The organism is Streptomyces griseorubiginosus (assembly GCF_001514195.1).
Taxonomy (GTDB): domain Bacteria; phylum Actinomycetota; class Actinomycetes; order Streptomycetales; family Streptomycetaceae; genus Streptomyces; species Streptomyces griseorubiginosus.
The window spans coordinates 341,348-362,016 of the sequence record NZ_KQ948743.1; the positions used below are offsets into that span (position 1 = coordinate 341,348).

Genomic DNA, 20,669 nt, shown 5'->3' on the forward strand with positions numbered 1-20,669 from the left:
TCCTCCTCAACCGCCCGCTCGGGGCTCCACGTTGAGCCCTCCCGACCGGAACGGCCCGACATCGTGGGGTACTTCGCCGTACCCTGCGGTCGCCAGGGCCCCGGGGATTCCCGGGTGCGCCGCGACCCGCTCCACCAGCCCGGAGTCGATCTCCAGACGCACCGAGTCCCCGAGGTCACGGACCCGCAGATCCGTCACCGTCAGTCCGGCGTCGGCGAGGAGGGCCCGTACGGCGGTCTCCGCGCGGTCGACGCGGGCGAGACGGTACGGGGTGACCTCGACGCCGTAGCGGATCCGGCTGGCCAGGCAGGGGGTCGCCGGTTTGTCCCAGGTCGGCAGGGACCAGGTCCGGCTGAGCCGCCGTACGGTCGCCTTGTCCAGGCCGGTGTCGAGGAGCGGGGTGTGGATGCCGCGTTCGCGGCCGGCCCGGATGCCCGGGCGGTACGGGTCGCGGGCGTCGTCGGCGTTGGTGCCGGTGGCGACCTGGTCGTGGCCGTGCTCGCGGGCGAGGGCGGTGATGGTGTCCAGGACCTCGGACTTGCAGAAGTAGCAGCGGTCGCGGCCGTTGGCCCGGTAGCCGGGACGGGAGAGCTCCTCGGTGCGCGGGGTCAGGTGGACCACGCCCAGGCTCTCGGCGAGCCCCGCGGCTCTGGGGAGTTCCTCCGCGGCCAGGCTCTCGGAGACGGCGGTGACGGCCAGGACCCGCTCGGGACCGAGGGCACGGACCGCGGCGGCGAGGACCAGAGCGGAGTCCGCGCCCCCGGAGTAGGCCACGGCGAGCGGTCCGATGGCCCGCATACGGTCCAGCAGGCGCTGTTCGTGCGTGTCGTCACCCACGGTTTCCCCTCTCCTTCGGCGGCTGGTCCTGGGCCTGCCCGTTCAGCGCACGATCAGCCACCTCGCGCAGGGACAGGCCCAGTCGGGGCGCCGCCGCGACCAGGTCGTCGTGTTCGGGCTTGGACCGGTACGGACCGTGTTTGATCCGCACCGGGTGCCCGTCGACGTCCACGGTCTCGAAGCGGCGGGGCAGCGTGGTGCGGGTCGCGGTGAGGCGGCGGATGCCGAGGCTGCCGGTCTCGGCCAGCACGAGGTCCCGCAGCGGCCGTTCGTGCTCGGGCGTGGTGAGCACGTGCAGGACCTGCGCGGGGCGGCCCTTCTTCATCACGGCGGGGGTGGCCCAGGCGTCGAGGGCCCCCGCCGCCATGGCCCGGGCGATGGTGTGGCCGAGGATCTCGCCGGTCACGTCGTCGAGGTTGGTCTCCAGGACGACGACGTCCTCCTGACCGGTACCGGCCGGCTCCCCGAGGGTGACGGCGACGACGTTGGGGCGGTCGGGCAGGCGCCGGGTGCCCGCGCCGTAGCCGGTGGGCCCCAGGGTCATCGGGGGCGGTGGGCCGTACCGGGCGCCCGAGGCACGCAGCAGGGCGGCGCCGGTCGGGGTCACGGTCTCCCCCGGCAGGTCGGTGCCGGTGACCGCGGCTCCGGCGAGCAGCGCGAGCGTCGCCGGGGCTGGGCAGGGCAGGACGCCGTGGGCCGCGTCGATGCGTCCCCGGCCGAGCGGCAGCGGCGAACTGACGACCTCGGTGACGCCGAGGGCGTGCAGGGCGGCGGCCGTGCCGACGATGTCGACCAGGGTGTCGTGGCCGCCCAGTTCGTGCAGGTGGACCCGGGCCGGGTCCGTGCCGTGCAGGCGGCCCTCCACCTCGGCGACAGCGGTCACGGCGGCGACCGCGAGGGCCGCCACGGGCTCGGGGGCGGCCCGGGAGGCGAGGGCGATGACCTCGGCCGCGTGGCGCTCGGTGACCGGGTCCGTGACGTGCACTTGGACCCGGGTGGCGGACAGGCCGTGGTCGGTGACGCGCTCGGCGGTCAGCTCCCAATCGGTCAGGCCGGTGGCCTCGATCGCGGCCCGGATACGGTCCAGGGGTGCCCCGGCGTCGATGAGCGCGGCCAGCAGCATGTCGCCGGCCAGGCCCGTGAAGGGGTTGATCCAGCAGATCACCGGTCGTCCTCTCCACGGTGGCCGTGGGTCTGGGCGATGCGGTGGACCGCCATCGCGGCCGAGAAGCCGGAGTCGATGTTGACCACGGTCACCCCGGCGGCGCAGGAGGCATGCATGGCGAGCAGCGCGGTGACGCCCTCCAGGGAGGCGCCGTAGCCGGTGGACACGGGGACCGCGACGACCGGTGCGCGGACCAGGCCGCCGACGACGCTCGCGAGGGCGCCCTCCATGCCGGCGACGACGATCACCGCGTCCGCGGCCCGGAGTCGGTCCCGGACCTGGAGGATGCGGTCGAGTCCGGCCACGCCGACGTCGTGGACGGCGCTGGTGTCCAGGCCGACCGCGCTCGCCACGGCGACGGCCTCCGCGGCGACCGGCCGGTCGGACGTTCCGGCGGCGGCCACGAGCACGGAGAACGACCCGGTGGCGGCGGGGCGCCACAGCAGCAGCCGGGCCTCCGCGTCGTACGAGCCGCCGTCCACGGACGCCAGGACGGTCTCGGCGGTCTCCGGGGCGACGCGGGTGACGAGCACCGGGCCGGTGTTGTGGGTCAGCAGCCCGGTGACGATGCCGACGATCTGCTCCGGGGTCTTGCCGGGGCCGTAGACGACCTCGGGCAGTCCCTGGCGGGCCTCGCGGTCCAGGTCGAGGCGGGCGAAGCCCAGGTTAAGCACCTCGCTCATGACCGGGCCCCGTCGACGTACGGGATGGTCTGCGGTCCCTCGGGCAGGACGCACACGCGGGCGCCAGGACCGGCGGCGGCCAGGGCCTCGGCGACGGTGGCCGAGATGTCCCGCGTCTGTTCGAGGTGGGCGGTGGCCAGGTCGGCGTCGCTGAGGAAGCCGGTGCGCATGACGACCCGGCTGCCGGACTGGATGCGCGCCTGGATCTGTACCTGCCACTGGTCGGGCACGGTCTCGGTGCGGGCGCTGATGTCGTCGAACAGCGCCTGGGGCGAGGCGGCGGAGGCGAGGACCTCGCGGTAGGAGCCGTGGTCGGGGAAGCCGTCACGGCACTCGGCGGCGCAGACGATCGTCCCGCCGGGACGGACCACCTGGTAGGCGGCGGACATGCCCTTGACCGCCTGGTAGAGGTTCTGGTCCAGCGGGAAGCCGGAGTTGGTGGTGACGACGACGTCGAACGGCGCGGGCACCGGGCGCATCGCCATGCGCTTGGCCGCCGCCGTGGCCGCCGCGTGCATCGGCAGCAGATCACCGCCGAACGCGGCCACAACGTCCTTGTCCCGGTTGAGCACCACGTCCAGCGCGAACGTCACGCCGGTGGCCTCGGCGATGGCGCGTACGTCGTCGTGGACCGGGTTGCCGTGGATGACGCCCCAGGTGGCGCGCGGGTCGCCGATCCGGGCCGCGTCGTGCAGGACGAGCACGGTCTCCAGCGCGGCGAGGCCGGGGGCGACGAGCTTGGGCCCGCCCGAGAACCCGGCGAAGAAGTGCGGTTCGACGAACCCGGTGGTGATACGGACGTCCGCCTCCACCCACTCCCGGTTCAGCCACACCGGCACGTCCTTGCCGTACGTGCCCATCCAGGTCAGCTGCCCGGCGTCACGGGCGTCGTGGTTGACGATCCGTACGCTGTCCACGACCTCGTCGCCGAACATCGCGCGCAGTTCGGCCTCGCTGTTGCCGCGGTGGGTGCCGGTCGCGACGAGGACGACGACGTCCTCCAGGCGGACGATCCCGTCGAGTTCGTCGAGGACGGCCGGGATCATCAGGTGGCGCGGCTGGGGGCGGGTGCCGTCGCAGGCCGAGATCGCGACCGTCTGCCCCGGCCGGACCCGCTCGCGCAGCGGCGGTCCGGCAACGGGGTCGCGCAGGGCCGCGCGCAGCACCGCCGACTGGTCCGGGGCGGCTTCGTGGTGGACGGGTTCGACGACGGTCGCTGTGCGCGGGTCGACGTCGATGTCGAGTCCCGACCGGCCGTAGGCCAGACGTACTTTCACGGGGCTTCCTCACGCGGTCGGTCCAGGGGGAGTCGGTAGGCGCGGGCCGCGGTGCCCCCGAAGACCTCGGCCCGCTCTACGGCGTTCAAGCCGGAGGTGAGTTCCTCGGTGGTGCGGACGAACTCCTGGTAGGAGGCGGCCGGCGGGCACACCGGCCAGTCGGAGCCGAACATCACCCGGGACGGGCCGAAGGCGCCCAGCACGACGTCGGCGTACAGGCGCAGGTAGGACGTGGTCCGGCTGTCCCGGTCGGCCTCGGTGACCGTGCCGGACAGCTTGCGGAACACGTTGGGCTCGGCGGCCGGCTCACGGATCCGGCCGGCCCAGGGCTCCCGCTCGCCCGAGGCGATGGGCGGCTTGGAGATGAGGACGGCGGGGCGCTCCAGGCCGGGCGGGCCCCACGCAGCTGTCTCATCGGGTTCTCCTGGATGGGGATGAGCGATCGGTCGGGGAAGGCGGGCGCCGGGGGGCCGGCGGCTGCGAGGTCGGTGACCGGGGAGTCGGCGACTGCGAAGGGGGTTAGCGCGGCGTTCGACTGCCGGCTCAGGCGCAGGCGTAGGCGCCGCCCGGCTCAGGCCTCCGCGCCGGCCAGGTCGCGCGAGGCGCGGCCGTCCTCGGCGCCCCAGTGCGCGCGCAGCCACCGCTCCGTCGTGGTGACGTGCAGCAGGGCCGCGGCCTGCGCGAGGGCCGCGTCCCCGACCGCGAGGGCCTGGTAGATGGCCTCGTGCTCGGCGACGGTGCGCGCGGCGGCGTTGTCGTCGACCAGGCCGCGCCAGATCCGGGCGCGCACGGTGCGACTGGAGATGCCCTCCAGCAGGGCGGCGAGCGTGGCGTTCCCGGTGGCCGCGACGACCGTGCGGTGGAAGGCCGTGTCGTGCTCGTTGAGCAGTTCCACGTCCTCGCGGGCGGCGCGCATCGCGTCCAGGTGTCGCTCCACCTCGCCGAGGGCGACGGCCGAGATCCGGGTCGCGGCCAGGGCGGTGGCGACCGGCTCGAACAGCCGGCGCACCTCCGTCAGCTCCAGCAGGGTGTCGCCGTGCAGCAGCTCCACGGCGGAGCCGATGCCGCTGAGCAGCAGCTCCGGTTCGAGGCTGGTCACATAGGTGCCGTCACCGCGCCGGATCTCCAGCACCCGGGAGACGACCAGGGCCTTCACGGCCTCCCGCGTCAGGTTCCGGGACAGCCCGAGCTCCGCGGCGAGCTGCGGCTCGGGCGACAGCTTGGCTCCCGGCGCCAGCTCACCGGACTGGATGAGCTCCCTGATGCGGTCGATGGCCTTGTCGGTGAGTGACATGGATCGCCGTCCCCTCTGAGTGCGTGCGCAAGCGGCACCGTAGCAATACATCCCATGGGTACGGAAGAGATGGGATGACTGCTACGGCCTCTCCTGCCGGCTAGTGACGCCTACGCATGCGGGTTGATCAGGGGTGGACGAAATTGATTCGGTGCGGGCTATGGACATCATGTCCCAGCGCCAATTTGAACTCATCCCATGTCCGGGACCTGCTGCTCGCACCAGGACATACCCAAGGCATATGACAACAGGTGCTTTGCCATGACCCCTCACGGACGCGCGGACGCGGGGGCCCCGCTGGTCGTCGGTCTGCGCCCTCTCCCGCCGGCTGCCGTCCGGCTGCCCCGCCTGCACGACGACACCCAACTGGCTCGGGGGGGCGCAGGCTATTGCCAGGCACCAGCGGACACAGTTGCTCCGGAGCCCCGGCCCACCGCACCCTCGGCGCCTCAAAGCGGTCGCGCCGCTCGGCTACGAGGCGGTCTTCGTTCCGATGCCGTGGGCGAGGAGGCTCTCGGCGGTGTCTGCGATGGTGTCCTCGATGGGACGGGCCCGCCATCCGAGGAGCTTCTCCGCCTTGGAGCTCGTGGCGTCGAGGTCCCGGCCGAGCTGGTGCTTGAGCAGGCGCAGTTCCGGGTTCACGATGCCCAGGGCGCGAGCGGCCCACACGGGCAGTTCACGGGTCGGGGCCTTCGCGGCGCGCTCGCCGAGGCGGTCGTGCAGGATGCGTGCGATGTCGATGACGCGCAGGCTGTGCCCGGCGATGGCCAGGAAACGTTCGCCGGCGGCTGCTGGGTCGGTCATCGCACGCAGGTGCAGGTCCGCGACGTCGCGCACGTCGACGAAGCCCATCCCGAAGGGAGGGCACGCGGGAACCTGTCCTTCGAGCATTCTGCGGACCAGGCGCAGAGACGGCGGGTCGTCCAGGCCGAGCAGGGGGCCGAGGACACCCACGGGATGAACCGCCGCCAGTTCCAGGCCGCCACCCTCGTCCTGGATGAACTGCCACGCGGCGCGTTCGGCGAGTGTCTTGGACCGCTGGTAGGGCGGGATGTCGCTGTCGACGTCCGTCCAGTCCTCCTCGGTGAACGGGGTCGAGCGCGGCGGGTGCCCGATCCCGACGGCACCGAAGGCGCTGGTCAGGACGGTGCGGCGGACACCGGCGTCACGGGCGGCGCGCAGCACCCGCAGGACGCCCTCGCGTGCCGGGACCACCAGGTCGTCGTCGTTGGCCGGCGTGTGGCGCAGGGTCGGCGAGGCGACGTGCAGGACGAACTCGCAGCCGGCGACGGCGGCATCCCAGCCCTCGGGCTGTTCGAGGTCGGCGCGCACGACGGTGAGCCGGTCGTCGTCGAACGGTGTGGCGGTGTGCAGCCAGGAGCGCAGCGCGGGCTCGCGCCGCAGGTCGCGGACCGTGGTGCGGACCGTGTGCCCGGCCTCCAGCAGGGCCTGGATGCACCAGCTCCCGATGAATCCGGTTCCTCCGGTGACCAGTACCTGTGTCATCTGTCTCTCCTTCAGCTCTCGGCTCGTGCGGTGAGGGCGGCCATCGGGTGCGTTGCACGGTGGCGCCGGGTGGCGGCCACGCTGCTTCCCAGGAGCGCGTGGCCGATCATGATCGGGTAGATGACGGCGCGCTCGAACAGGCCGATGTTCCACATCCAGCCGGTGAACACGTCGGTCATGAAGAGGGGGAATGCGATCAGTCCTGCGGTGCCGAGCGCGGTGCTCACGATGGAGCGGCGCCTGGTGAGTCCGATGCGGGTTCCGCTGGTGCCGACGGCGATCGCCATGAGGTTGCCGGCGAGCATGACGCTCTGCGCGCCGGCGGTGTGAAAGGCGATCAGGCCGTTGTCGACGTTGGCGTTGGAGCCCTGGAAGATGCCGACGAGCGAGACTCCGACACCGGCGAGGACGGCGAGGCTCAGGATGACGATGGGGCGGGCACCCTTGCGCGGGTCGAACACGAGGAACGTGCCGGCGATCAGGAGGATGCCGTAGACCACCCAGCCGGTGTCCATGACGGCACCGAGGGGTGAGTTGGCGACCTGCCCGAACGCTGTCTGCGGCGGACCGGTCAGGCCGAGGTGGCTGACCCAGTTGTACAGCGGGGAGTACGGCGGGTCCTGCCATGCGGCGGCGGTGATGAACTCGGCGACCCAGGACACCAGCGGACCGAGGAGGATCAGCAGGGCTCCGGCGCGGGCGGGGGTCCCGGAGCGGACGATCGGGGTCATGCGAGGGCCATGCCAGGGACGCGCCGGCGGATGGCCTCCAACTCGGCCTCGTCGGAGATGCCCTGCCAGTCGTACCGAGGGGTGTACGGGGCCTCCAGGGCGCGCACCTCGTCGTCGGTGAGCTCGATGTCGAGGGAGGCCACGGCCTCGTCGATCTGCTGGATGGAGCCTGCGCCGACCAGGGGCGCGGTGACGACCGGCCGGCGGCGCAGCCAGGCGAGCGCGACCTGTGCGCGGCTGACGCCGTGTGCGGCGGCGACCTGCCCGACGGCGTCGATGATCGCGTGGTTGGACGCCTCCTCGGCCGGCGAGTAGAGCAGGTCCGCGTAGGCGCCGTCGGTCTCGGAGCGCGCTGTCGAGCGGGCGTCGTCCCACGCGCGGGCGAGGCGGCCGCGGGCCAGCGGCGACCAGACGATCGTGCCGACGCCCTCGTCCAGGCACAGCGGGATCATCTCCCGCTCCTCCTCGCGGGCGAGCAGGTTGTAGTGGTCCTGCATGGACACGAACCGCGCCCAGCCGTGCTGCTTCTGGAGGTTCAGGGCCTTCGCGAACTCCCAGGCGTGCATGGAGGAGGCGCCGAGGTAGCGGACCTTTCCGGCCTTCACGAGGTCGCTGAGCGCTTCGAGGGTCTCCTCCCAGGGGGTGGAGTGGTCGTTGCGGTGGATCTGGTAGAGGTCGATGTAGTCGGTGCCGAGGCGGCGCAGCGAGTGGTCGACCTCGGTCATGACCGCCTTGCGGGACAGGCCGCGGCCGTTGGGTCCCAGCCGCATCGGGTGGCGCAGTTTCGTGGCGACCACGACGGCATCGCGGTCGGCGTAGTCCTTGAGCGCGCGGCCGAGGATCTCCTCACTGGAGCCGTTGGAGTACATGTTCGCGGTGTCGAAGAAGTTGATGCCCGTCTCCAGTGCGTGCCTGATGAGCGGGCGCGCGTCCGCCTCGCCCTTCGACCAGACGGGATGGCCGCGGTCGGGTTCGCCGTAGGTCATCGCACCGATCGCGATCGGGGACACGTCGAGGCCGGTCGTGCCCAGCTTGATGTAATGCATGACGCTCCTTAAAGTATGCGGAGAGCTCTCCACATAACGTAGTGGAGAACTCTCCACTTAGCAACGTGAGGTCCCGTGGTCCGTTCAGACGCCCGAGAGAACAGGGCACGCATCCTCGCCGCCGCACGCGAGGCGCTCGCCGCGGACGGCAGTACGTCGATGAACCAGATCGCCCAGCGCGCCGGAGTCGGGGCGGGCACCCTGTACCGCAACTTCCCCACCCGCGAGGCGCTCGTCCTGGCCGTGAACCAGGACGAGGTCGCCCGCATCACCGGCACCGTGCCCGACCTGCTGGCCCAGTGGCCCCCGCTGGAAGCCCTACGGCACTGGACGATGGACCTCGTCGAGGCGATGCGGCGCAAGCACGGCCTCGGCGACGCACTCACCCCGGCCGTGCACCAGGCGATCAACGAGCAGAGCTACGGCCCGGTCGTCGCCGCGATCACCGAGCTCCTCGACGCCGGCAAGAAGGACGGAAGCATCCGTGCGGACGCCGCACCCGAGGACTTCCTCCAGCTGACCGGCGCGTTGTGGCGTGCCGCGTCCAGCCCCGTGGACCGGGCCCCCCACATGCTCGCGCTCATCCTCGACGGCCTCCGCACGCACCGGGCCCAATCAGCGCGCTGACCATGCCGTCCGCGTTCCGCCGCGGCGCCCTGCCCGGCGCGATCGGCCGGTGACGCCCCTGCCGCTCCGGCCGAAACGGTCGACCGGGCCGGTGACCAGCATGCGCACGACCCGAACGGCACAGGGACGAAGAACCCACGCGGCAAACCCCGTGCCGTCCGGTTCGGGCTATTGAAGCGCTTCGACGCTGCCACCGGCCCCTGAGGGGCTGTCAATAGCACGGGGAGAGAAAGTTTCTTAGTGTTCTGCCCCCTTGTTTCGCGAGAAACCTGTCATTAACGTTCCCGGCCAGGTGAAGCGCTTCGACTCCTGCGCCCCGGAAGGGCAGGCGCGCGTCTCCTCGGACTCCCCCACCCACCGGAAGGGCATCCATGACCAGCGCACCGCGGGCCCTGCGATGGGGCCACCAGGCCCTGGAGGTCGAGGTCGGCGTCGGCGAGGACGGAGTTCCTCGCCTCACGCGGATCGGCCTGCCCGGCGGCACGCCCCCCGAGCCGCGCACCTGGGCCCCGCTGCCCCTGGTGGAGGTGACGGCCGCGGGCCACGGCCGCAACTGGTCGGGCGGCCGCCTGATCGACACGTCCCTCGGCAGCCGCATGCGGTACCGCGACCATCGCATCGGCCACGACGGCGACTGGCATGTGCTCACCGTCCAACTGCACGACCCGGAGACGGGGTTGGTCGCGGAGGTCGCCTACCGCTCGCCCGACGGGATCCCCGTGCTGCGCTCCCAGGTCACCCTCCGCAACGACGGCGCGACCACCCTCCACCTGGAGTCGGTCTCCTCCCTCGTCGTGGGTCCGCTCGCCGACGGCCCGGAGGCGATCGACGCGGCGGACCTGCTGTGGGCCGAGAACGACTGGGTCGCCGAATGCCGCTGGCAGCGCCGTCCGATGCGGCAGACCTCCCCGGTCATCGGGGACCGTGTCGTCTACGACAACGGCAAGGGAGAGTTCACCCGGACCGGCCGCGGTGTGTGGTCCAGTTGTGGCCTGCTGCCCATGGGAGGTCTGACGGACCGCCGCCTCGGGCGCACCTGGGTGTGGCAGATCGAGCACAACGGCGGCGGCTGGCACTGGGAGTGCGGCGACCGCGACACGCTGGCCTACCTGGCCCTGTTCGGCCCGAACGACACCCACCACGGCTGGCGCCACCCGCTGGAGCCCGGCGCGGAGTTCACCACCGTGCCGGTGGCGCTCGCGTTCAGCGCGGACGGCGGCCCCGACAAGGCGTTCGCCGCGCTCACCCGCTACCGCCGCGCGATCCGCCGCCCCCACCCGGACCACGAACGACTCCCCGTCGTCTTCAACGACTACATGAACTGCCTGATGGGGGACCCCAGTACGGAGAAGCTGCTGCCGCTGGTCGACGCGGCGGCCGATGCCGGGGCGGAGTACTTCGTCATCGACGCGGGCTGGTACGACGGCGAGAACGGCGGCTGGTGGGACAGCGTGGGCGCCTGGGAGCCCGCCGCCTCCCGCTTCCCCGGCGAGCGCGGCATCCACGAGGTGCTGGACCGCATCCGGGACCGCGGCATGGTGCCGGGCCTGTGGCTGGAGCCGGAGGTGATCGGCGTCCGCAGCCCCATGGCCAAGTCCCTGCCGGACGAGGCGTTCTTCCGCCGCGACGGCGTCCGGGTCACCGAGACCGGCCGCCACCACCTGGACCTGCGCCAACCGGCCGCCCGTGCCCACCTGGACGAGGTCGTGGACCGTCTGGTGGGCGAGTGGGGCGTCGGCTACCTCAAGCTCGACCACAACATCGACCCCGGCTCCGGCACCAGCGCCCACCCCGGCGAGACCCCGGCCGCGGGCCTGCTGGGCCACAACCGGGCCCAGCTCGACTGGCTCGACGGCATCCTGGACCGCCACCCGCACCTGGTCGTGGAGAACTGCTCCTCCGGCGGCATGCGCTGGGACTACGCCCTGCTGTCCCGGCTCCAGTTGCAGTCCACCAGCGACCAGCAGAGCCATCGGCTGTACGCCCCCATCGCGGCCGCCGCGCCCTCCGCCGTCACCCCCGAGCAGGGTGCCGTGTGGGCCTATCCGGTGCCGGAGGACTCCCCGGACGAGGTGGCCTTCACCATGGTCAACGCGCTCCTGGGCCGGATCCATCTCTCCGGTCTGCCCGGCGATCTGCGCCCGGAGGCCCGTGCCCTGGTCCACGAGGCCGTCGCCACGTACAAGACCATCCGTGCCGACCTCGCCCGAGCCGTTCCCGCGTGGCCGCTGGGCCTGCCGGCCTGGGACGCCGAGTGGCTCGCCCTGGCCCTGCACACCCCCGCCACCACCTACGTCAGCGCCTGGCGCCGCCCCGGCGCGGAGGCCGGCACCACGCTCGCCCTGCCGCACCTGCACGGCCGTACCGCCCGCGTCGACGTGCTGTATCCCGCCGCGAGCCCGGCCGACGCCCTGTGGAACCCCGACACCGCCGACCTCACGCTCACGCTGCCCGCAGCCCCGTCCGCCGTGCTCCTCCGTCTCGCCCACGCGGCAACCGCCCGCTGAAGAACAGGACTTGACCCCGTGTCCGAGCATCAGGGAATCGCCCTGCGCAATCCCGTCATCCCCGGTTTCCACCCCGACCCCAGTGTCTGCCGCGTGGGCGACGACTACTACCTGGTCTGCTCCAGCTTCGAGTACTTCCCCGGCATCCCCGTCTTCCACAGCCGCGACCTGGTGCACTGGACGCAGCTCGGCAACGCCCTCGACCGGCCGAGCCAGTTGCGGCTGCCGCGGGAGCTGCTCTCGTCGGCCGGCATATACGCGCCGACCCTGCGCCATCACGACGGCCGCTTCTGGCTGGTCGTCACCAACGTCGCCGGTGGCGGCAACATGCTCTTCACCGCGACCGACGCGGCGGGCCCCTGGTCGGACCCGATCCCGCTGCCGGGGGTGCCGGGCATCGACCCGGACCTCGCCTGGGACGAGGACGGCACGTGCTGGTGCACGATCGCCGGGGTCCGACAGGCGCGCATCGACCCCGTCACGGGAGAGACGTTCGGAGAGCCGCGGCGGATCTGGTCGGGCACCCCCGGCGCGAAGGCCCCCGAGGCTCCGCACCTGTACCGCATCGGTGACCACTGGTACCTGCTCATCGCCGAGGGCGGCACCGAGCGCGGCCACGGCGTCGCGATCGCCCGCGGCCCCTCCCCCTCGGGGCCGTTCGAGCCCTGCCCGCACAACCCGGTGGTGACCCACCGCGGTACCGAGCACCCGATCCAGAACACGGGGCACGCGGACCTGGTCCAGGCGCCCGACGGCTCGTGGTGGATGGTGCTCCTCGGGGTCCGGCCGCGCGGCGGCACCCCGGGCTGGCACGTGCTGGGCAGGGAGACGTTCCTGGTGCCGGTGGAGTGGGCGGACGGCTGGCCGGTGGTCGGCGAGGTCCCCTCCGAACTGCCTACCCCTTCCTGGCCGTTGGTCCCCGCACCGGTCGAGCCCGTGCGGGACGACTTCGAGCTCGGTGAACTGCGGCCGCAGTGGATCTCCCCCCGGGACCGCTCCCCGGACCACTGCACCACCAAGGACCGCTCCGGCTGGCTGACCCTGCGTGCCCGCGGTGCCTCCCTGGACGAGCCGGACGCCGTGTTCGTCGGCCGCCGCCAGCAGCACCTGACGTGCGAGGCGCGCACCCGCGTCGACACCGGACAGGGCCGCGGTGGTCTCGCGGTCCGCCTCGACGAGGAGCATCACTACGAGATCGAGGCCACCGAGGGCGAGGTACAGGTGCTCGCCCGCGCCGGGACCCTGCGCACGGTCCTGGCCTCCCGCACGGTCCCCTCCGGGCCCGTGGTGCTCGGCGTCCGCTTCTCCCCCGCCCCCGACCTGGGCCCCCGCACCGGGCCCGACATCGTCGCCTTCGGTGTCGAGGAGCCGGACGGCAGCTTCGCCGAACTCGGCTCCCTGGACGGCCGTTACCTCTCCACCGAGGTGGCGGGCGGCTTCACCGGCCGGGTCATCGGCATGTACGCCGCCGCCGGCACGGTCCACTTCGACTGGTTCGACTACACCCCACAGGGCTCCTGACCAGGCACCGCTCGCCTCAGGGGTCTTCCTTCACCCGTCTGGACGCACCTCCCCCCACGGGCGGACCCCCCGCCCGGCCGACAGAGAAGGGTCAACCATGCAGAGAACGCGGTACCTGACCGGAGGCCGCGGCCCCGGTCGACTGCTGGGTCTGCTGCTGGCGTTGGTCACCATGATCGGGGTGACCAGCACCGCGGCCTTCGCCGCCCCCAAGGGCCCGCTCCCCATACGGCTGCCCGGAGCGGCCGCGAGCGCGGCGGACACGGTGGCGGCGATGCAGCCCAGCTGGAACCTGGGCAACACGTTCGACGCGATTCCGGACGTGACGTCCTGGGGCAACGACGTGCCCACCAAGTCCCTGTTCGACGCTCTCAAGGCGCAGGGATACCGCAGTGTGCGCATCCCCGTCACCTGGACCGACCACCAGTCCGCCACGGCTCCCTACGCGATCGACGCGGCGTGGATGACGTCCGTCAAGAAGGCCGTCGACCTGGCCCTCAACGACGGCCTCTACGTCGTGATCAACGTCCACCACGACTCGTGGCAGTGGATCGCGGACATGCCCACCCACCATGACGGCGTGCTGGCCCGGTTCAAGGCCACCTGGACGCAGATCGCCGCCACGTTCCGCAACCACCCGCAGAAACTGCTCTTCGAGGGCAACAACGAGCCGCAGTTCACCAACACCACCGAGGCTCAGGGCATCCAGTACAACGCCGAACTGAACAGCGCCTTCCGCAGCGTGGTGCGCCAGTCCGGCGGCAACAACGCGACCCGCCTGCTGTTCCTGCCCACCCTCGGCTGCACGCCGTCCCAGGAACGCATGGACCCCCTGGCCGCGCAGCTCAAGTCGATGAACGACCCCAACCTGGCGGCCACCGTCCACTACTACGGCTACTACCCGTTCAGCGTGAACATCGCGGGCGGCACCCGGTTCGACGCCACCTCGCAGCAGGACATGACCGACGCCTTCAACAGGATGCGCTCCCTCTTCGTGACCCAGGGGATCCCCACCTATCTGGGCGAGTACGGCCTGCTGGGGGGTCCCGACAGCAACCACCCCTCCCGTTTCGAGCAGGGCGAGGTACTGAAGTACTACGAGATGCTCGGCTACAGCGCCCGCACCGCCGGGGTGACCACCGCCCTGTGGGACGCCGGCAGCTGGAACTACTTCAACCGCACCACGCTCCAGTGGAGCGACCCGGGCCTGGGCGCCGCGATCAGGTCCAGCTGGACGACCCGCTCGGGCACCGCGTCCTCGGACCGGGTCTACCTGGCGAAGGCCGACGCCATCACCGCCAGGACCCTCACCCTGAACCCGAACGGCACCACCTTCCGCGGCCTGTGGCAGGGCAGCACGCAGCTCGTCCAGGGGCGGGACTACACCGTCTCCGGCAACCAGCTGACCCTCACGGCCTCCGCCCTCACCAGGCTGGCCGGCAACCGCGCCTACGGCACCAACGCGACGATCCAGGCCCGGTTCTCCGCGGGCGTCCCCTGGAACATCTACGTGACCAGTTACGACCCGCCGGTCCTCGCCAACGCCACCGGCAACACCACGGACGGGCTGAGCATCCCCACCCAGTTCCGCGGTGACCAGCTGGCGACCCTGGAGTCCCGGTACGCCGACGGCAGCACCGCCGGCAACACCTCCTGGACGCCGTACCAGGAGTTCAACGTCGCCTTCTCCCCCGACTACCCGCACAACGCCATCACCCTGCTGCCCGCCTATCTCAACGCCCTCAACGACGGTGCACAGGTCACGCTCACCTTCCACTTCTGGAGCGGCACGAACGTGACGTACCGCGTGACGAAGAACGGAGGCTCGGTGACGGGGACCGTCGCCTGATCCCGCCGCGCCCCGGGTGCCCTCCGGGCGCCCGGGGCCGTGCCGCTCAGTTTCTCGGCGGAGCCGTGCTCTCGCGGACGGTGAGACTGGTGGCGATCTCCAGACCCACCTGGGGCACGTCGTCGCCCCGGCCCAGCGCCAGCGCGAGTTCGGTGGCTGCCACCGCCATGTCGGCCAGCGGCTGGTGGACCGTGGTCAGCGGCGGGTCCACCCAGGCCACGGCCGGTACGTCGTCGAAGCCGACCACGCTCAGGTCGTCCGGGATGCGCAGTCCGAGGTCCCGGGCGGCCTGGTAGACGCCGAGGGCCTGCATGTCGTTGGCGGTGAAGACGGCCGTGGGCCGGTCGGGCCGGGAGAGCAGGTCCCGGGCCGCGACACGGCCGTCCTCACGCGTCAGCTGGGCCTTGACCAGCAACTCCTGCCGGACCGGCAGTCCGGCTTCGACGAGCGCCGAGGAATAGCCGGCCGTCCGCGCGAGACAGAAAGGATGATCCGGTCCGGTGATCATGGCGATACGGCGGTGCCCCAGGTCGATCAGGTGCCGGGTCGCGGACCGGCCGCCCCGGAAGTTGGTGGCCCCGACGAAGGGCACTCCCTCGGGCAGCTCCCGGTTCGGGTCGAACACGACGAACGGAATGCCCTTCGCCTGCAACTGGTCCCGCTCCTCCGGCGACAGCCACGCGACGGACAGCACGCACTGCGGACGGCGTCCGAGGGTGTCGTCGATGGTCCGCTCGGGAGCCTCCTGAAGGCCGAACTCCGACACCAGGACGCTGACCTTGTTGCGGCGCGCGGCGCGCTCGACGCCACGGATGATCTCCACGGCCCACATGTTCTCCAGCTCGCGGAAGACCAGCTCCACGAGGTTGCTGCGGTTCTTCGGCGGCTTGCGGTATCCGTACCGGTGGATCAGCTCCTCGACCCGGCTGCGGGTCTCGTCCGACACCCCGGACCGGCCGTTCAGCACCTTCGACACCGTGGGGACGGAGACACCGGCCGTCTCGGCGATGTACGCGATGGTGACCACCGGCGGCCCGTCGCCGCTGCTCTTCTCTTCCTCGTCCGGCACGGTTCTCGTCCCCATCCCCTCGCCATCAGTCACGAAAGCATACCCGCGGGTTTCGCATCCAGCTGAAGTACCGATCGCCAGCCTCTGACCAGGCATGAATCTGATCCGCAGCGCACTCCCCTCCCTCCTCCGGATCACCACCCCCTCCGATACTTTCGCTGCACAAGGAGTCGTATGTCCCCGCGTTACTTCGAGGAGTTCTCCCCCGGCCACGGCAAGGAGCCCCCTCGTGCCGCCCTGACGACGAACGCCCCGCGGATCGATCTGAACGGCGACTGGGCTTTCCGGTTCTCGGCCACCGGTCTCGACGAGACGGACGGCTTCGAGACTCCCGGCTTCCACGACCGGGGCTGGGACCGGCTGCCGGTCCCAGCCCAGTGGCAACTGCACGGCTACGGCAGACCCGTGTACCTGAACATCCCGTACCCCATCCCGCTCGACCCGCCGTACGTCCCCGACGAGAACCCGACTGGTGACTACCGGCGGACCTTCGACCTGCCGCCGTCCTGGGCCGGAGCACCGGCGGTGGTCCGTTTCGAGGGCGTCGAGTCGTGCGCCAAGCTCTGGCTCAACGGCCGGGAACTCGGCGTGACCCGCGGCAGCCGCCTGGCCTCCGAGTTCGACGTGACGGAGGCCCTGCGCCCCGGCCGCAACGTGCTCGCCGTCCGGGTCCACCAGTACTCCTCGGGTACGTACCTGGAGGACCAGGACACCTGGCGGCTGGCGGGCATCTTCCGTGACGTGACCCTGCTCGCCCGCCCGGCCGGCGGCATCCGGGACGTGTTCGTGCACGCCGACTACGACGCGGCGACCGGCGCCGGCCGGCTGAGGATCGACGTCGACACGGAGGCGGAGGCGACGCTCACCGTTCCGGCACTCGGGATCACCGGCGCCACCGTGTCCCAGGAGTTCCTCCTCGACGAGGTCCGGCCGTGGAGCGCGGAGGATCCGCACCTGTACGACGCCGTGGTCGCCACCCCGGCGGAGGAGGTCAGGCTGCGCGTCGGCTTCCGCACGGTGGCCGTCGACGACTCCGGTGTGCTGACCGTCAACGGCAGGCGTGTCGTGCTGCGGGGCGTCAACCGGCACGAGTTCCACCCCGACCGGGCCCGGGCCGTCACTCTCGACGACATGCGCCGCGACGTGGAGTCCATGAAACGGCACAACGTCAACGCCGTCCGCACCTCGCACTACCCGCCGCACCCCGCCTTCCTCGACCTGTGCGACGAGTACGGCCTGTGGGTCATGCTCGAATGCGACCTGGAGACCCACGGCTTCGAGATGACGAGGCCGGAGCCATGGCGGGACAACCCCTCCGACGACCCGCGGTGGCGCGAGGCCTACCTGGACCGCGCCGAGCGGACCGTGGAGCGCGACAAGAACCACGCGAGCGTCATCTCCTGGTCGCTGGGCAACGAGTCGGACGACGGCGGCAACCTCGAGGCCATGGCCGCCTGGATCCGCGAGCGCGACCCATCCCGGCCGATCCACTACGAGGGCGACCGGCTGGCCCGCTACGTCGATCTCTACGGCGAGATGTACCGCACCCCGGCCACCGTGAGCCGGATCGGCCAGGGCCTGCTGCGGCCGGGCGAGAAGTTCTACCCGGCCGCCGACGGCGAGGGCGACCCCGCGGACGATCCGCGCAACCGCATGCCGTTCGTCTACACGGAGTTCGCCCACGCGATGGGCAACGGCCCCGGCGCGCTTGCCGAGTACATGGGGCTGTGCGAGCGGTACCCGCGCGTCCAGGGCGGGTTCGTGTGGGAGTGGAAGGACCAGGGACTGCGCAGCGCGGACCCCGAGGGCCGCGCATTCTTCGCCTACGGGGGCGACTTCGGGGAGGAGGCGCACGACGGCAACTTCATCTGCGACGGACTGGTCTTCCCCGACGGCACCCCGTCGCCGGGCCTGCTGGAGTACCGGAAGGTCATCGAGCCCGTCACGATCGGCCCCGGTGACCGTCCCGGGCACCTTCTCGTGCACAACCGCCACGACATCGTGGACCTCGCGCACCTGCGATTCAGCTGGTCGCTCACCGAGGACGGGGTGCTGCTCGAGGAGGGCGCCCTCGCGACGCCGGACCTGGGTGCCGGGGAGCGGGTGGAGATCCCGCTGCCGCCGCTCGGGGCGGGCGCCGGCGGAGGCGAGCTGCTGCTGACCGTGCGGGCTGAGCTGGCCAAGTCCGCCGTATGGGCGCCCGAAGGGCACCTGGTGGCGTGGGGGCAGGTGCCGTTGCCGTCCTCCGGGAGCGCGCCGGACCGGTCCGCGCTGGGCAGCCTGCTCCCGGCGCTCGAGACATCGGGAACGCGCATCGCCCTCGGACCGGCTCGTTTCGACCGCACCACCGGACGCCTGCTCCGGCTCGGCAACCACGCCTTCGACGGACCACGGCTGTCGCTGTGGCGGGCACCGACCGACAACGACCGCGCCTGGTCGCAGCGTGACGCCCTCTACTGGGAGGCACGGGGCCTGCAACGGCTGCGGCACCGGACCGTCTCCGTGGACGAGGGCGCGGACGGCCTGACCGTCGTGGTGCGCAGCAGCGCGTCCGCCGCGGACTGCGGCTACCTCACGACCTACCGCTGGGAGACGGACGGGCAACGCCTGCGGGTACGGGTCCACACGGAGCCGTTCGGCCACTGGCCGGAGCGGGACGACCGTTTCCCCGAGGCCATGGTGGACGCCGGCCTGCCGCCCGGCGAACGCGCGGAACTCCTGCGCCGGGACAAGGCGCCCTCATTGGCCCGGATCGGCCTGCACTGGGAACTGCCCGGGGAGTGGTCGCAGGTCAGCTGGTACGGCGCGGGTCCGGGTGAGGCCTATCCGGACTCCCGGCAGGCGGCCCGGACGGGCCTGTTCCACGCGAGCGTCGAAGAGCTTCAGACGCCGTACGTGCGCCCGCAGGACAACGGCAACCGGGCCGATGTGCGCTGGGCGGAGATCGTCGACGGCACGGGCTCGGGGCTGCGGGTCGAGGGCGCCGAACTGTTCAACCTGGCCGCCCGGAGATGGACCGACCGGCAACTGGCCGAGGCACGCCACCAGACCAACCTGACGGCGGGTCCGACGGTCCATCTGCACACCGACCACGTCGTCCAGGGCCTCGGCTCCGGCGCCGTCGGCCCGGGGGTGCTGCCCGAACACCGGCTCGAAGTACGCCCGGCGGACTTCACGTTCGTACTGACGGCCCTGCCGACTCCGTGACGCGGAGCGGACTGGCAGACGTTCGGCACGGCGCGAGGTCAGAACATGGTGTTGTCGTTGGCGCTGTCCTCGGGAACCTCCTGGACCACGTCCCAGTGCTCGACGATCTTCCCGTCGGCGACCCGCCAGAAGTCGGCGACGGCCATGCCCCGGTCGCCCGGCTTGAGGTGGAGGTTGCTGTGGGTGACGACCAGATCCCCTTCGGCGATCGCGCGCTTGATGTCCAGGTGCAGTTCCGGGAACTGGCCGCGCAGCCAGTGGACGTAGCCCACGAAGGCCTGCGGGCCGTCGCCGGCTCCGGGGTTGTGCTGGGTGTAGGTCTCCCCCAGGTGCGCGGCCGCGGCCTGCTCGGGCTGGTAGTCGTTGAAAGCCTGCTCGTAGAACGCGATCACGAGGGCCTTGTTGTCTGTAGCAGCCATGCGAATCTCTCCTTGCTGAGCAGGGGCGAACGGGGATCTGCGCGTCGAGGCCGGGGCCGGCTCCGGGGAGTCAGGGCACCCGGAGCCGACCGTTCATGTGCCCGCCGGGCTCAGGTGCCGTGGCCCGCCCGTGCGGCGGCGTCAGCCAGGACGGCGGCGACTTCGTCGGGGTGCGACAGGTGCGGTGAGTGCCCGGAGGCGACGCGGACCGTACGCGTACCGCGTGCAGCCCACTGCTCCTGCACCCCGGGCGGCAGCGCGGGGTCCTTCGTGGCCACGATGTACGTCCTGGGCAGCCCGTTCGGCGCGGCGCCCAGTTCCTCGGTGAAGGCGCGCAGCCCTTGCCAGTTGAGGCGTTTGACGGCCTCGGCGGTGACGTCCGGCGCGACTCCGCTGAAGATGGACTCCTCGGGATCCCCGGCCTTGACGGCGAGCCCGTCGGGCGAGTGGATCCAGGTGGGCGGGAAGTCGCCGCCCATCCACTCCAGCATCGAGGTGCCGGGCTCCAGGGCGAACGCGGCGATGTAGACCAGTTCGACGACCCGGTCGGCCTCGGCGGCGACCCAGGTCGCGGGGACACCGCCGTAGGAGTGGGCGGCCAGCACGACGGGCCCCTCGACCGCCTCCACGGCGGCACGCAGGACCGCGACGTCGTCGCTGAGCCCTTGGGCGGCGGCGCTGTCCGGGTTGCTGCTGGGCAGCTGCACGGCGAGGGAGTCGACCCCGTGGGCGGCCAGCCGCTCGCGCAGCGGGTCGAAGATCCACGGGGTGTGCATGGCACCGTGGACGAGTACGACGGTGGGGTTCATCAGTGCTGCCTCACGGGGTCATGGCGTCGCGGACGAGGGCGGTGTCGACGAACTGTTCGAAGCGGACGATGAGTCCGCCGCGGACGACGAAGTGGTGGGCCACGCGGACGTCGATCGGCTTT

At 71.9% G+C, this 20,669-nt stretch carries 17 protein-coding genes and 1 pseudogene; 5 read left to right on the forward strand and 13 right to left on the reverse strand.

Annotation, left to right across the window (positions count from 1 at the left end):
• Positions 1-6: 6 nt before the first annotated feature.
• The 9 genes from larE to AQJ54_RS35030 form a co-directional block, all read right to left on the reverse strand.
• Positions 7-837: an ATP-dependent sacrificial sulfur transferase LarE gene (larE, locus tag AQJ54_RS34990; RefSeq protein ID WP_107121199.1), complete on the reverse strand. Its 831-nt coding sequence runs from the start codon at positions 835-837 to the stop codon at positions 7-9.
• Positions 830-2,002 (reverse strand): nickel pincer cofactor biosynthesis protein LarC, encoded by a 1,173-nt coding sequence (gene larC, locus AQJ54_RS34995; RefSeq protein ID WP_062244346.1) that lies wholly within the window; start codon positions 2,000-2,002, stop codon positions 830-832. Before larC ends, larE begins: the two co-directional genes overlap by 8 nt.
• Positions 1,999-2,685: a nickel pincer cofactor biosynthesis protein LarB gene (larB, locus tag AQJ54_RS35000; RefSeq protein WP_062030871.1), complete on the reverse strand. Its 687-nt coding sequence runs from the start codon at positions 2,683-2,685 to the stop codon at positions 1,999-2,001. Before larB ends, larC begins: the two co-directional genes overlap by 4 nt.
• Complete coding sequence (gene larA / locus AQJ54_RS35005; protein ID WP_062244348.1) at positions 2,682-3,962, reverse strand: nickel-dependent lactate racemase; 1,281 nt, start codon at positions 3,960-3,962, stop codon at positions 2,682-2,684. Before larA ends, larB begins: the two co-directional genes overlap by 4 nt.
• Positions 3,959-4,603: an amidohydrolase family protein gene (locus AQJ54_RS46990; protein ID WP_248845497.1), complete on the reverse strand. Its 645-nt coding sequence runs from the start codon at positions 4,601-4,603 to the stop codon at positions 3,959-3,961. The genes larA and AQJ54_RS46990 overlap by 4 nt, the downstream gene beginning before the upstream one ends.
• The gene (locus tag AQJ54_RS35015; RefSeq protein ID WP_062244351.1) at positions 4,534-5,256 is read right to left on the reverse strand and encodes a FadR/GntR family transcriptional regulator; all 723 of its coding nucleotides are present in this window, start codon (positions 5,254-5,256) and stop codon (positions 4,534-4,536) included. The genes AQJ54_RS46990 and AQJ54_RS35015 overlap by 70 nt, the downstream gene beginning before the upstream one ends.
• Positions 5,257-5,727: 471 nt before the next feature.
• Positions 5,728-6,762, reverse strand: coding sequence for an SDR family oxidoreductase (locus AQJ54_RS35020; protein WP_062030865.1), 1,035 nt, complete (start codon positions 6,760-6,762; stop codon positions 5,728-5,730).
• A gap of 11 nt (positions 6,763-6,773) precedes the next feature.
• Positions 6,774-7,493, reverse strand: a complete 720-nt coding sequence (locus AQJ54_RS44145; RefSeq protein ID WP_079070151.1) for a DUF998 domain-containing protein — start codon at positions 7,491-7,493, stop codon at positions 6,774-6,776.
• Positions 7,490-8,539, reverse strand: a complete 1,050-nt coding sequence (locus AQJ54_RS35030; protein WP_062030863.1) for an aldo/keto reductase — start codon at positions 8,537-8,539, stop codon at positions 7,490-7,492. Before AQJ54_RS35030 ends, AQJ54_RS44145 begins: the two co-directional genes overlap by 4 nt.
• A gap of 75 nt (positions 8,540-8,614) precedes the next feature.
• Here AQJ54_RS35030 and AQJ54_RS35035 point away from each other — a divergent pair, with 75 nt between their 5' ends.
• From AQJ54_RS35035 to AQJ54_RS35050, 4 genes are all read left to right on the forward strand, one after another.
• A complete protein-coding gene (locus AQJ54_RS35035) occupies positions 8,615-9,166 on the forward strand; it encodes a TetR/AcrR family transcriptional regulator (protein ID WP_062030861.1) in 552 nt (183 codons plus the stop codon).
• Positions 9,167-9,537: 371 nt separating this feature from the next.
• Entirely contained in the window at positions 9,538-11,673 is a 2,136-nt protein-coding gene (locus AQJ54_RS35040; protein WP_062030859.1) for an alpha-galactosidase, read from the forward strand.
• An 18-nt stretch (positions 11,674-11,691) separates the two neighbouring features.
• Positions 11,692-13,194 (forward strand): glycoside hydrolase family 43 protein, encoded by a 1,503-nt coding sequence (locus AQJ54_RS35045; protein WP_062030857.1) that lies wholly within the window; start codon positions 11,692-11,694, stop codon positions 13,192-13,194.
• 97 nt (positions 13,195-13,291) lie between these two features.
• On the forward strand, positions 13,292-15,043 hold the full coding sequence (locus AQJ54_RS35050; RefSeq protein WP_062244354.1) for a cellulase family glycosylhydrolase: 1,752 nt from the start codon (positions 13,292-13,294) through the stop codon (positions 15,041-15,043).
• A gap of 46 nt (positions 15,044-15,089) precedes the next feature.
• Here AQJ54_RS35050 and AQJ54_RS35055 read toward each other — a convergent pair whose 3' ends face one another.
• Positions 15,090-16,127 (reverse strand): LacI family DNA-binding transcriptional regulator, encoded by a 1,038-nt coding sequence (locus AQJ54_RS35055; protein WP_062244357.1) that lies wholly within the window; start codon positions 16,125-16,127, stop codon positions 15,090-15,092.
• 159 nt (positions 16,128-16,286) lie between these two features.
• Between AQJ54_RS35055 and AQJ54_RS35060 the strand changes: the two genes are divergently transcribed.
• Positions 16,287-19,319 carry a glycoside hydrolase family 2 TIM barrel-domain containing protein gene (locus AQJ54_RS35060; protein ID WP_062244361.1) on the forward strand — a complete coding sequence of 1,011 codons (3,033 nt, stop codon included), beginning with the start codon at positions 16,287-16,289 and terminating at the stop codon, positions 19,317-19,319.
• A gap of 38 nt (positions 19,320-19,357) precedes the next feature.
• Here AQJ54_RS35060 and AQJ54_RS35065 read toward each other — a convergent pair whose 3' ends face one another.
• From AQJ54_RS35065 to AQJ54_RS46995, 3 genes and pseudogenes are all read right to left on the reverse strand, one after another.
• On the reverse strand, positions 19,358-19,738 hold the full coding sequence (locus AQJ54_RS35065; protein WP_062244363.1) for a nuclear transport factor 2 family protein: 381 nt from the start codon (positions 19,736-19,738) through the stop codon (positions 19,358-19,360).
• A 110-nt stretch (positions 19,739-19,848) separates the two neighbouring features.
• The gene (locus AQJ54_RS35070; RefSeq protein WP_062244367.1) at positions 19,849-20,547 is read right to left on the reverse strand and encodes an alpha/beta fold hydrolase; all 699 of its coding nucleotides are present in this window, start codon (positions 20,545-20,547) and stop codon (positions 19,849-19,851) included.
• Positions 20,548-20,557: 10 nt separating this feature from the next.
• Positions 20,558-20,669, reverse strand: a pseudogene (locus tag AQJ54_RS46995) (nuclear transport factor 2 family protein); the annotation flags it as partial.